The sequence below is a fragment of the Nonomuraea sp. NEAU-A123 genome, assembly GCF_018603905.1.
In the GTDB taxonomy this organism is placed as follows: Bacteria; Actinomycetota; Actinomycetes; order Streptosporangiales; family Streptosporangiaceae; genus Nonomuraea.
This window is the reverse complement of sequence record NZ_JAHFZZ010000002.1, coordinates 799769-812378: the sequence shown is the minus strand read 5'-3', so window position 1 is coordinate 812378 and position 12610 is coordinate 799769. Positions and strand designations below refer to the sequence as shown.

Annotated in this window: 8 protein-coding genes; 5 read left to right on the top strand and 3 right to left on the bottom strand. The window is 70.7% G+C overall.

Features of this window, described 5'->3' with window-relative positions; all coding sequences use genetic code 11:
- Positions 1–213: 213 nt before the first annotated feature.
- The 3 genes from KLK06_RS07830 to KLK06_RS07820 form a co-directional block, all read right to left on the bottom strand.
- Positions 214–1158 (bottom strand): acyl-CoA desaturase, encoded by a 945-nt coding sequence (locus KLK06_RS07830; protein WP_214634752.1) that lies wholly within the window; start codon positions 1156–1158, stop codon positions 214–216.
- A 480-nt stretch (positions 1159–1638) separates the two neighbouring features.
- Entirely contained in the window at positions 1639–2826 is a 1188-nt protein-coding gene (locus tag KLK06_RS07825) for an acetate/propionate family kinase (RefSeq protein ID WP_214634607.1), read from the bottom strand.
- Positions 2802–5105 carry a phosphoketolase gene (locus KLK06_RS07820; RefSeq protein ID WP_214634606.1) on the bottom strand — a complete coding sequence of 768 codons (2304 nt, stop codon included), beginning with the start codon at positions 5103–5105 and terminating at the stop codon, positions 2802–2804. The genes KLK06_RS07825 and KLK06_RS07820 overlap by 25 nt, the downstream gene beginning before the upstream one ends.
- A gap of 108 nt (positions 5106–5213) precedes the next feature.
- On the opposite strand from KLK06_RS07820, the gene KLK06_RS07815 reads away from it, so the two are divergent.
- The 5 genes from KLK06_RS07815 (at position 5214) to zwf (ending at position 12560) form a co-directional block, all read left to right on the top strand.
- Complete coding sequence (locus KLK06_RS07815) at positions 5214–5597, top strand: ATP-binding protein (RefSeq protein ID WP_214634605.1); 384 nt, start codon at positions 5214–5216, stop codon at positions 5595–5597.
- Positions 5598–5729: 132 nt separating this feature from the next.
- Positions 5730–7616, top strand: a complete 1887-nt coding sequence (locus tag KLK06_RS07810; RefSeq protein WP_308168144.1) for a hypothetical protein — start codon at positions 5730–5732, stop codon at positions 7614–7616.
- A gap of 159 nt (positions 7617–7775) precedes the next feature.
- The gene (locus KLK06_RS07805) at positions 7776–9482 is read left to right on the top strand and encodes an IlvD/Edd family dehydratase (RefSeq protein WP_214634604.1); all 1707 of its coding nucleotides are present in this window, start codon (positions 7776–7778) and stop codon (positions 9480–9482) included.
- A 71-nt stretch (positions 9483–9553) separates the two neighbouring features.
- On the top strand, positions 9554–11185 hold the full coding sequence (gene pgi, locus KLK06_RS07800) for a glucose-6-phosphate isomerase (protein ID WP_214634603.1): 1632 nt from the start codon (positions 9554–9556) through the stop codon (positions 11183–11185).
- Position 11186: 1 nt separating this feature from the next.
- Positions 11187–12560, top strand: coding sequence for a glucose-6-phosphate dehydrogenase (gene zwf, locus KLK06_RS07795; RefSeq protein ID WP_308168143.1), 1374 nt, complete (start codon positions 11187–11189; stop codon positions 12558–12560).
- Positions 12561–12610 lie beyond the last annotated feature (50 nt).

The following is a 12610-nucleotide window of genomic DNA, read 5'->3' as shown; positions in this document are numbered from 1 at the left end:
GGGGCACGTCAGTGTGGCGTGCATGGCGCCAGACGGGGCGCAAATTAGTGCGGCGTATATGACGCCGGGCGGGGCGCGCAGCGCGTGCGCGTGCACGGCGCGCATGTGGCAGCGCGCCGTGCAGAGCATCCTCGCCCCGTCCGTGAGCCGGCGAGCCGGGGGAGGGGCGAGGGGTTCAAGGGGCGCGGCGCCCGAGGGCGGGGCGCCCCCGGGCTAGCGGCGGGCCCGTAGGGGCGCGCCGACCTCGTGGAGGTGCCGCATCGCCTGCCCCCAGGAGGCCAGCAGGCCGCACTCGACGTACGCCACCCCCAGCGACTCGCAGTGCTCCCGCACCAGTGGTTGCGCCTTGCGCAGGTTGGGGGTCGGCATGCCGGGGAACAGGTGGTGCTCGATCTGGTAGTTGAGCCCACCCAGGGCCGTGTTGACCACCCGGCCCCCGCGTACGTTGCGGGAGGTGAGCACCTGACGGCGGAGGAAGTCCAGCTCGTCCTCGGCGGTCAGCACCGGCATGCCCTTGTGGTTGGGGGCGAACGTGCACCCCAGGTACACGCCGAAACATGCCTGGTGCACGACCAGGAACAGCAGCGCCTTCCCGAAGGGCAGGACCGCGAACACGCCACCCAGGTAGATGACGAAGTGCGCGAGCAGCAGCAACCCTTCGGCCGTCCGGTTCTTGAGCGAGTCGCGGCTCAGCCCCCGGACGCTGGAGATGTGCAGGTTGAGGCCCTCCAGGGTCAGCAGCGGGAAGAACAGGAACGCCTGGTACCGGCCGACGAACCTGGGCAGTCCCCGGCTGGCCTCGGCCTGCTTCTCCGACCACAGCAGGATGTCGGGCGCGACGTCGGGGTCGTGGTCTTCGTGGTTGGGGTTGGCGTGGTGGCGGGTGTGCTTGTCCTGCCACCACCCGTAGCTGAGTCCGATGCCGAGGTTGCCGACCAGCAGGCCCGCGATCGCGCTGGTGCGCCGGGACGGGAACACCTGCCCGTGGGCCAGGTCGTGCGCCAGCAGGGCCACCTGGCCGAACATCGCCGCGAGGAACACCGCGACCAGAAGCTGCCACCAGGAGTCGCCTACCAGGGCGAACGCCACCCAGCCCGCCGCGAAGAGGCCTGTTACCACACCGATCCGCGCGGCGTAGTAGACGGGTCGTCGTTCCATGAGGCCCGCCTGGGCGACCCGGCGTGACAGGCGGGCGAAGTCGCTCCCCCTCTCTTCCGAGGCCGTGGCGGCGCGAGTAGTGCTCACGTCAGTCACAGATTCTCCGATGCTCCAGACTCGATTGCTGATCGTTCACTATTAGCATTTCGGGATAACCGAGATCGCGAAGTCCTGCTGTCACCCGTCTTGGAGGTAGGGCTGGCCCTACCTCCGCGGCTCGCCGAGGTCAGGAGATACGCGCTGCGGGACATGACGGGTTTGGGGCTCCAGGACTTCGGCGAGCGGGCCGAGACGTTCCCACCGCCGTACCCCGATCAGGTGCTGGATGCGGCGGAACAGGTCATCAAGCGCGAGACCATCGAGCTGGCCGCCGCGGCAGCGGGCGCTGCCGATCCTATGCGCCCTTCCCGCTTGATCCGCGCAGGAGACTGCTGTGTCGTTCGAGCTCAAGCCGGCGTCGGTGGCGAAATACGTCGTAGGTCACAAACGGAGCAGTGCGCGCGCCTCGCGAGCGATCTCCCATTCCTCGTCCGTGGGTACGACCAGCACGGCCACCTCCGACTCCGGTGTGGACACCCACCGCTCGCCCGTCTCGGCGGCCTCGTTGCGCGTGGGGTCCAGGGTGATGCCGAGGCGGTGCAGCCCGGCCAGCGCCGAGGCGCGGGTGGCCGGGTCGTGCTCGCCGACGCCGCCCGTGAACACGATCGCGTCCAACCGGCCGAGCAGCGCGTAGTAGGCCCCGATGTACTTCCTGATCCGGCGGCCGTAGATGTCCAGCGCGAGCCGTGCCCGCTCGTCGCCTTCGCCGGCGCGGTGCCGGGCCTCGCGCATGTCGCCGGTGCCGGTGAGCGCGAGCAGGCCGCTGCGGCGCGACAGGTCCTCCTCCGTCCGGGCGACGTCCATGTCGCCCGCGCGGGCCAGGTAGCCGGGCAGCGCGGGGTCCACGTCGCCGGAACGGGTGCCCATGACCAGCCCCTCCAGCGGCGTCAGCCCCATGGAGGTGTCGACGCTGCGGCCGCCCTCGATCGCGGTGGCGCTCGCGCCGTTGCCGAGGTGCAGCACGATCAGGTTCGTCCGCGCCGGCTCGCGCTCCAGCAGCGCCGCCGCCCGCGCCGACACGTACGCGCAGGAGGTGCCGTGGAAGCCGTACCGCCGCACGCCGAGCCGGTCACGCCAGTCGAGCGGGACGGCGTAGGTGTACGCCTCGGGCGGCAGCGTCCGGTGGAAGGCGGTGTCGAACACGGCCACCTGCGGCACACCGGGAAAGGCCTCGCGGGCCACCCGGATGCCGGTGAGGTTGACCGGATTGTGCAGCGGCGCGAGCGGCGACAGGTCGTCGATGGCGCTGATCACGTCGTCGTCCACCAGGACCGCCTCCCGGAAGCGGGTCCCGCCGTGCACCACCCGATGCCCCACCGCCACCGGATCGAGCGCGGGCCCCGCGTCGGCGAAGGCCGCCAGCATGGCGGCCAGCCCCTCCGCGTGATCGCCGAACCGCTCCTTCCGCTCGTACGGCGGGCCGTCACCGGCATGATGCGTCAGCCGCCCCTCCTCCTCACCGATCCGCTCCACCAGCCCCCTGGCCGGGCGGGCCCGCGACTCCACGTCCACCAGCTCGTACTTGATGGAGGAGGAGCCGGTGTTCAGGACGAGAATCTGTCCGGCCATGTCCACTCCTGGATGTCGGGCGCGTCCTCCCCGTGTTCACGGGTGTAGGCGCGGGCGCGCAGGCGCGTGTCGGTCATCGACTGGCGCAGGTGAGCCGCGCTGCTGCCGAGCCCCGGCACCCGGTCGATGACGTCGATGACCAGGTGGTAGCGGTCGATGTCGTTGAGCATGGCCATGTCGAAGGGTGTGGTGGTGGTGCCCTCCTCCTTGTAGCCGCGGACGTGCAGGTTGGCGTGGCCGTGGCGGCGGTAGGTGAGCCGGTGGATGAGGGCGGGGTAGCCGTGGAAGTTGAAGATGACCGGTTTGTCGGTGGTGAACAGGGCGTCGTATTCGGCGTCCGGGAGGCCGTGCGGGTGTTCTGACGGCGGTTGCAGGCGCATCAGGTCGACGACGTTGATGACGCGTACGCGCAGGTCGGGCAGGTTTTCGTGGAGCAGGGCGGCGGCGGCCAGGGTCTCCAGGGTGGGGACGTCGCCGGCGCAGGCGAGCACCACGTCGGGGTCGTGGCCCTGGTCGGTGGAGGCCCAGGGCAGGATGCCCAGGCCGCGGGTGCAGTGGGCGATGGCCTGGTCCATGGTGAACAGGTCGAGCACCGGCTGCTTGCCGGCCACGATGACGTTGACGTAGTCGCGCGAGCGCAGGCAGTGGTCGCCGACCGACAGCAGCGTGTTGGCGTCCGGCGGCAGGTAGACGCGGACCACGGAGGCCTTCTTGTTGACCACGACGTCCAGGAAGCCGGGGTCCTGGTGGGAGAAGCCGTTGTGGTCCTGGCGCCAGACGTGCGAGGACAGCAGGTAGTTCAGAGACGCCACTGGCATGCGCCAGGGGATCTTCTGGGAGGACTCCAGCCACTTGGCGTGCTGGTTGAACATGGCGTCGATGATGTGGATGAACGCCTCGTAGCAGTTGAACAGCCCGTGCCGGCCGGTCAGCAGGTAGCCCTCCAGCCAGCCCTGGCACAGATGCTCGCTCAGTACCTCCATCACCCGGCCGCCGGGGGCCAGGTTCTCGTCGGTCGGTTCGAGGCGGGCGTTCCAGGCCCGGTCGGTGACCTCGAACACGGCCTGCAGCCGGTTGGACGCGGTCTCGTCCGGGCCCATCAGGCGGAAGGTACGCGGGTTGGCGACGATCACGTCGCGCAGCAGCCTGCCGAGCACCTTGGTGGGCTCGCTGAACTGGGTGGCGGGCGATTTGACGTCGATGGCCTGCTCGCGGAAGTCGGGCAGCCGCAGCGGTTCGAGCAGCTCGCCGCCGTTGGTGTGCGGGTTGGCGCTCATCCTGCGGTTGCCCGGCGGCACGGTCTCCAGGATCGACGCCACCGGGCGGCCGTCGCCGTCGAACAGCTCCTCGGGACGGTAGGAGCGCATCCACTCCTCCAGCATCGCCAGGTGCTCGGGGTTCTCCCGCACCTTGGCCAGCGGCACCTGATGGGCCCGCCAGGTGCCCTCCACCGGCAGCCCGTCCACGACGCTGGGCCCGGTCCAGCCCTTCGGCGTACGCAGGATGATCATGGGGAGCCGGTCGGACCGGCCCTGCTGGTAGTCGGTGATCTGGTCGAAGACGGTGTCGAGCGTGTCGGCCATCTCCTGGTGGTCGGGGCCGACCAGGTGGGGGCGGTAGCCGTACCCCTCCATGAGCGCGACCAGCGTCTGGGCGGGGATGCGGGCCAGTACGGTGGGGTTGGCGATCTTGTAGCCGTTCAGGTGCAGGATCGGCAGCACCGCGCCGTCGCGGGCCGGGTCGAGCAGCTTGTTGGAATGCCAGCTCGCGGCCAGCGGCCCGGTCTCGGCTTCGCCGTCGCCCACGACGCAGGCCACGACCAGGCCGGGGTTGTCGAAGGCGGCGCCGTAGGCGTGCGCGAGTGAGTAGCCCAGCTCGCCGCCCTCGTGGATGGAGCCGGGTGTCTCCGGGGCGACATGGCTGGGGATGCCGCCCGGGAAGGAGAACTGCCGGAACAGCCGCCGCATCCCGGCCGCGTCCTGAGAGACGTCCGGATAGCGTTCGGAGTAGGTGCCCTCCAGCCAGGCGTGCGCCACCGCGGCGGGACCGCCGTGGCCGGGGCCGGCGATGTAGATCAGGTCCTGGTCGCGTTCGCGGATGACCCGGTTGAGATGGGCGAAGCAGAAGTTCAGCCCCGGTGTGGTGCCCCAATGACCCAGCAGGCGGGGTTTGATGTGCTCTGGGGTCAATGGCGTCGTTAGTAGTGGATTGTCCAGTAGATATATCTGGCCTACCGACAGATAGTTTGCCGCGCGCCAGTAAGCGTCTATTCGCTCCATGTCTTTGCTGATTCCTCCAGAAACGCCGCTCAACCAGATTAGAAGTCGCTTCCTGTGGCAGAAGTGAGGTTGTGCCGGCGGACCGAGAGGTCAAGGGGGCTCCGCACGATGGACACGTTCGCGATGGATTTCACCGAGAGCGACTTGGCGCGGGCGCGCCTCGCCGCGCTCAGGCTCGCGGACGAGCACGGCCTGCGCGGTGAACGCGCCGCCGACCTGGTGATCGTGGTGAACGAGGCGGTGGCCAACGTGGTCCTCCACGGAGGCGGCCGTGGGCGCCTGCGCCTGTGGCGCGAGGGCGTGAGCCTGCTCTGCGAGGTCCGCGACTCCGGCCCCGGCCTGCCCTCCCGTTACCTCGCCAAGCCCGACCCGCCCGTGCCCGCGGCGCCCGGCGGCTGGGGGATATGGGTGATACGCCGCCTGGCCGACCGCGTGGCCATCACCACCGGACCGGGCGGCACCGCCGTACGGATCGCGATGGAAATCTCCTGAGCGGATTTAGTTGAATTTGCTGCCACCTAGTTGAACCCCATTCGGTTAGCATCCGTCATAGCGATGGGGGGCCGCAGTCGCTGGAAGTACGCGTTGTACGCGTGCTGCCACAACGGGGTGCGGAGGACGCCTGTGGGCGGATCGCGGGGATTGGCGGTACACGACGGCATCGAGATGTCGTTGCTGTCAGGAGAGCACGCACTATATGTGGAGGGCAGCCTGCGGGCGGCCCGCCGGTGGTTCGACGTCGCCTATCAGGAGGCCGAACAGCAGGGTGACATGGACGGAATGGCGCGGGCCGCGCTCGGGCTGGGCGGCCTGTGGGTGCACGAGCATCGGACCGCAGCCGAGGCGGCCGTGGTGCGCACCCGTCAGCGCCAGGCTCTGGCGCTGGTCGGACCACAGTCCTCACTGGCCTTACGGCTGCGGGTACGGCTGGCCGGCGAGGACGACTACCGCAGCGGCGGGCAGGACAGGATCCTGGCCATGGTCGAGGAGGCCAGGCGGGCCGGCGATCCCGTCGCGCTGGCCGAGGCGCTGAGCCTGGCCCACCACTGCGTTCTGGGGCCCGAGCACGGCGCCCTACGCCTGGCGCTGGCCCAGGAGCTGATCGAGGAGGCGCAGCGGACCGGGCGCCGGGGCGATCTGCTGATGGGGCTGCTCTGGCGGACCGTGGACCTGGTGCTGGCCGCCGACCCGCATGCCGAGCGGGCGCTGGCGGAACTACGCGGGCTGCTGTCGAAGGAGGACCATCTGGCGGTCGGGTTCGTCGTGGACGCGATGGAGGTCATGTTCAGCATCAGGGGCGGCCGGCTGTCCGAGGCCGAGGCGATGGCCGGCACCTGCGCCGATCGGGGAGCGGCCGCCGGTGACATCGACAGCGCGGGCTGGTACGCGGGTCAGATCGCGGCCATCCGCTGGTATCAGGGACGCGCCGCCGAACTCGTCCCGATGGTGACGGACCTGGTCAACTCGCCGGACCTCAGCGAGGTGGACAGGTCGTTGCTGGCGGTGCTCGCGGTGTCCGCGGCCACCGCGGGGGAGCGGCGGCTGGCGGCGGGAGCGCTGGCCCGGCTGCGCGGTCAGGATCTGACGGTGCTGCCGCGCTCCAGTACCTGGCTCATCTCGATGTACGGCGGGATCGAGGCGGCGTACCTGCTCGGCGACGCCGGCACGGCGGCCGAGATCTACGCCGTGCTCCGCCCCTTCGAGCGGCTGCCCGTCATCGTCAGCCTGGGTGTCACCTGCCTCGGCTCGGTTCACCATCCACTCGGCGTGGCCATGCTGACCTGTGGCGAGACCGACAAGGCGATCGCCCACCTGCGGGCCGCCGTGCACGAGAACCTCGCGCTGGGGCACTGGCCCGCCGTCGTGCTCTCCCGCCTCCGGCTCGGCCAGGCCCTGCGCGGGACCGAGGAGTCGCGCAGGATCCTGGCACTGGCCCGGCAGGAGGCCGCGTCGATGGGGATGGCGCTGCCTGCCGACTGTCCGGTGCCACCGGCGGCGGAGGTCGTCTGCGTGCGCCGTGGCCGCAAGTGGCGGATCGAGCTGGACGGCCGGTCCGTGCTCGTCGAGCACATCGTGGGGATGGCCCACCTGGCGACCCTGCTGGCCAACCCCGGTCGCGAGATCCCGGCCGTGGACCTGGCCGCGGGCGCGGCGGCGAGCGACGCCGCCGAGTCCGCCCAGCCGGTGCTGGACGAGCAGGCCAGGCAGACCTACAAGCGGCGGCTGTCCGGGCTGCAGGCCGAGATCGACGAAATGGAGGCGATGCACGATCTCCAGCGGGCCGCCACGCTGCGGGCCGAGCGCGACTGGCTGATCGACGAGCTGGCCGCCGCCACCGGGCTGGCCGGGCGGGCGCGTCAGTTCGCGGGCAGCGAGGAGCGAGCCAGGATCGCCGTGGGCAAGGCCATCAGGCGGGCCCTGGTGCGTATCGGTGAGGCCGATCCGGTCATCGGGGAGCGGCTGCGCGGCGCCGTACAGACGGGGGTGCGATGTAGCTATCACCCAGCGTGAATGGAACGGGATGGAACAGGATGGAACGCCTTAAGAGATGTATCCACCCAGGATCGTGATCTCACGCCCGGCGGCCGGTGAGATCACGCCCCCGGCGGCCCGTGCCTCCGCACGGGCCGCCGGTTTCATCGTCAAATGGCGGGATGCCAGGATGAGGGCATGCCGCTCCGCAGCTCACGCTGGTACTCGGGCCATGACCGCAACTCCTACATCCATCGCGCCTGGATGCGCCGCGGCCTGCCGGACGCCGCGTTCGACGGGGACCGTCCGCACATCGCGATCGCGAACACCGCCTCCGACCTCACCCCGTGCAACTCCCACCTCGACGAGGTGGCCGACAGCGTCAAGCAGGGCGTGTGGGCGGCCGGCGGCGTCCCGCTCAACCTGCCCGTCGTCTCCCTCGGCGAGACGAACGTCCGGCCCACCGCGATGCTCTGGCGCAACCTGGCCGCCATGGCCACCGAGGAGATGCTGCGCGCCAACCCGATCGACGGCGTGGTGCTGCTCGGCGGCTGCGACAAGACCATCCCGGCGCTGCTGATGGCCGCCGCCTCGGTGGACCTGCCCGCCGTGGTGGTGCCCGGCGGCCCGATGCTGACCGGTCACTTCCGCGGCGTCCCGCTCGGCTGCGGCACCGACGTGTGGCGGCTGAGCGAGGAGGTACGCGCGGGGACGCTGTCCGGCGAGGCGTTCCTGCGCTCGGAGTCGTCGATGATCCGCAGCCGCGGCCACTGCAACACGATGGGCACCGCCTCCACCATGGCCTGCGTAGCCGAGGCCCTCGGCATGACGCTCCCCGGCACGGCGGGCATCCCCGCCCCCGACAGCAGACTGCTCGAACGCGCCCACGAGACCGGCGGCCTCGCCGTCGAGCTGGTGAAGGAGGAGCGCCGGCCGAGTCAGGTGATGACCAGGGGATCGTTCCTCAACGCGATCGTGACGCTGGCCGCGATCGGCGGCTCCACGAACGCCGTCGTGCACCTGCTGGCCATCGCCGGGCGCCTCGGCGTCAAGCTGGAGCTGGACGACTTCGACCGGACCGGCCGCGGGGTGCCGCTGCTGGCCGACCTCCAGCCCGCGGGGCGGCACCTGATGGACGACCTGTTCAGGGCGGGCGGGCTGGCGGCCGTACTGAAGGAGGTCGAGGACCTGCTCGATCCGGCGGCGCTGACCGTCAGCGGCCGTCCGCTCGTGGCGCACCTCGCCGGCGCGGAGATCTGGGACGAGAGCGTCATCCGACGGCGCGCCGACCCGCTGCTGCCCGATGCCGGGATCGCGGTGCTACGCGGCAACCTCGCGCCGGACGGCGCGGTGATCAAGCCCGCCGCCGCCTCGCCCGAACTGCTGAGCCACCGCGGCCGGGCGGTCGTGTTCGACAGCGTCGAGGACCTCAACGCCCGGCTCGACTCGCCGGACCTGGACGTCGACGAGACGTCGGTGCTGGTGCTGCGCGGCTGCGGGCCCAAGGGCTACCCGGGCATGCCCGAGGTCGGCAACCTGCCGCTGCCCGCGAAACTGCTGGCCAAGGGCGTGCGCGACATGGTCCGCATCAGCGACGCCCGGATGAGCGGCACCGCGTACGGCACGGTCGTGCTGCACACCGCGCCCGAGGCGGCGGCCGGCGGGCCGCTCGCCCGGGTGCGGACCGGCGACCCGATCGTCCTCGACGTCGCGGCCAGGCGCCTCGACGTCGACGTCCCCGCCGCCGAGCTGGCGGCCAGGGAGCCGGTCGTGAACGGGTACGCCGCCCCGCGGCGCGGCTGGGAGCGCCTGTACGTCGACCACGTCATGCAGGCCGACAAGGGCGTCGACCTGGACTTCCTCACAGGTTCGAGTGGGGACGCCGTGGGCAGGGAATCCCACTGACCTGGAGTCCCGCGCGATATCTTCCCGGGTACGGGACTAATGTGATCGGCTTGACGGCATCAGGAGGAAGAGTGGGCGGCGACATCACCCAGAGCCAGGAGTGGGCGGCACTGGACAAGCACCACGGGGAGCTGGCGGGCAAGCATCTGCGCGAGCTGTTCGCGGAGGATCCCGGCCGCGCCGAGCGGATGACGCTGACCGCCGGTGATCTCTACCTCGACTACGCCAAGCACCGCGCCACGGACGAGACGATCGACCTCCTCGTCCAGTTGGCGGAGCGAGCCGGGCTGCGCGACCGGATCGGCGCGATGTTCCGGGGCGAGCACATCAACGTCAGCGAGGACCGGGCCGTCCTGCACGCCGCGCTGCGCATGCCCCGGGACGCCAACCTGGAGGTCGACGGCCAGGACGTCGTCGCCGACGTGCACGCCGTGCTCGACAAGATGAGCGCCTTCGCCGACCGGGTCCGGCGGCGGGACTGGACGGGCGCCACCGGCCGGCCGATCACCACCGTCGTCAACATCGGCATCGGCGGCTCCGACCTCGGCCCGGCCATGGCGTACGAGGCGCTGCGCGACTACGCCGACGCCGGCATCACGGCCAGGTTCGTGTCCAACATCGACCCGGCCGACATCACCGGCAACCTGGCCGGACTCGACCCCGCGAGCACGCTGTTCGTGGTCAGCTCCAAGACGTTCACCACGCTGGAGACCCTCACCAACGCCAAGGTCGCCCGCCAGTGGCTGGTCGGCGCGCTCGGCGAGGACGCCGTGTCCCAGCACTTCGTGGCAGTCTCGACCAACGCCGAGAAGGTCGCCGGCTTCGGCATCGACACCGCGAACATGTTCGGCTTCTGGGACTGGGTCGGCGGGCGCTACTCCTACGACGGCGCCATCGGCCTGTCGCTGATGATCGCGATCGGGCCCGATCGGTTCCGCGAGATGCTGGCCGGGTTCCACACCATGGACCAGCACTTCCGCACCGCGCCGTTCAACGCCAACATGCCGGTGCTGCTCGGGCTGCTCGGCGTCTGGTACAACGACTTCTTCGGCGCCCAGACCCGGGCCGTCCTGCCCTACAGCCAGCGGCTGCACCGCTTCCCCGCCTACCTGCAGCAGCTCACCATGGAGTCCAACGGCAAGTCCGTACGCGCCGACGGCACACCCGTCACGACCGACACGGGCGAGATCTTCTGGGGCGAGCCGGGCACCAACGGCCAGCACGCCTTCTACCAGCTACTGCACCAGGGCACCCGGCTGGTGCCCGCCGACTTCATCGGGTTCGCCGAGCCGTACGAGGACCGGGAGGGCATGCACGACCTGCTCACCGCGAACCTGCTCGCGCAGACGTCGGCGCTGGCCTTCGGCAAGACGGCCGAGGAGATCGCCGGCGAGGGCACGCCCGCCGAGATCGTGCCGCACAAGGTGATGCCCGGCAACCGGCCCACCTCCACGATCCTGGCCACCAAGCTCACCCCGTCCACGCTCGGCCAGCTCGTCGCGCTGTACGAGCACATGACGTTCGTCGAGGGCACCATCTGGGGCATCGACTCCTTCGACCAGTGGGGCGTCGAGCTGGGCAAGAAGATGGCGCTCGACCTGGCGCCCGCGCTCACCTCGGACGAACCGCCGGGCGACTTCCCGGACGCCTCCACCGAACGGCTCGTCCGGCGCTACCGCGAGCTGCGCGGAAGGCGCGTCTGAGGTGAAGGTGATCAAGGGCGCGGGTGCGCTCGTCCTGTTCGGCATCACCGGTGACCTCGCGCGCAAGATGCTCCTGCCCGCCCTCTACCAGCTCACCGCCCGAGGCGAGCTCGATCTGCCGATCATCGGCGTGGCCAAGACCGACCTGGACCTCGACGGGCTGCGCGAGCACGCCCGCGCGGCCTGCGGCGGCGTGCACGACGCGGCGTTCGAGAAGCTGGCGGGCAACCTGCGGCTGGTGGCGGGCGACTACCGCGACTCCGCCACGTTCGCCCGGCTGCGCGAGGAGGTGGCGGGCAAGGGGTTCCTGGTCCACTACCTGGCCGTGCCGCCCGCGTTCTTCACGGCCGTGGCCGAGGGGCTGGCCGGGGAGGGCCTCAACAGGGACGCCAGGCTCGTCGTGGAGAAGCCGTTCGGCAGCGACCTGGACTCGGCCCGGGCGCTCAACGCCGAGCTGCTGAAGTATTTCGACGAGGACCACCTGCGCCGGGTCGACCACTTCCTGGGCAAGGAGCCGGTCGAGGACCTCATGGTGTTCAGGTTCGCCAACATGCTGCTCGAACCCATCTGGAACCGCAACTACATCCGCAGCATCCAGATCACCATGGCCGAGGACTTCGACGTGGCCGACCGGGGCGCCTTCTACGACGCCAACGGCGCGATCCGCGACGTCGTCCAGAACCACCTGATGCAACTCCTCGCCATCCTGGCCATGGACCCGCCGCCGTCCAAGGACGCCCGCGCCCAGTTGGACGAGAAGTGGCGGGTGCTGCGCGCCGTCCAGGCCGTCACGCCCGCCGACGTGGTCCGCGGCCAGTACGAGGGCTACCTCGACACCAAGGGCGTCAAGAAGGACTCGACCACCGAGACGTTCGTCGCGCTGCGCGCCTACGTCGACAACTGGCGGTGGGCCGGGGTGCCGTTCTGCATCCGCTCCGGCAAGGCGCTGCCGGTGACCGACCTGGAGATCGTCGCCGAGCTGCGCAAGCCGCCGGTCACGCTGTTCGAGGACGATCCGCACCTGAGCCCCAACCTGGTCAGGTTCCGGCTGCAGCCGGACGCCGGGGTGACCTTCGACGTGCTGGCCAAGGAGCCCGGCCAGCAACGGACCCGGGTGGTGCCGGTGAGCGTCGACTTCACCAAGGTGTTCGGGCCGCTGGAGGCCGCCTACCAGCGGATCCTGACCGACGCGGTGAGTGGCGATCCCCGGCGGTTCGCCCGGTTCGACCTGGTGGAGGAGTCGTGGCGGATCGTCCAGCCGATCCTCGACCTGCCGGACCGGCCGCTGCCGTACCCGAAGGGGAGCTGGGGGCCCAAGGAGGCCGAGAAGATCGCGCCCGGCGGGTGGCACGAGATCTCGACCTCCTTCGACTGATCCCGGGCGGGCGGGGACCGGTGGGTGGCATTGACGGCGGGGCCGATAGG

What these genes read in the sequence shown, in the direction of transcription:
- KLK06_RS07815 (WP_214634605.1), top strand. Translation starts at nt 5,214, where the DNA reads ATGGACACGTTCGCGATGGATTTCACCGAGAGCGACTTGGCGCGGGCG.
- KLK06_RS07820 (WP_214634606.1), bottom strand. Translation starts at nt 5,105, where the DNA reads ATGGAGCGAATAGACGCTTACTGGCGCGCGGCAAACTATCTGTCGGTA.
- KLK06_RS07825 (WP_214634607.1), bottom strand. Translation starts at nt 2,826, where the DNA reads ATGGCCGGACAGATTCTCGTCCTGAACACCGGCTCCTCCTCCATCAAG.
- KLK06_RS07805 (WP_214634604.1), top strand. Translation starts at nt 7,776, where the DNA reads ATGCCGCTCCGCAGCTCACGCTGGTACTCGGGCCATGACCGCAACTCC.
- KLK06_RS07830 (WP_214634752.1), bottom strand. Translation starts at nt 1,158, where the DNA reads ATGGAACGACGACCCGTCTACTACGCCGCGCGGATCGGTGTGGTAACA.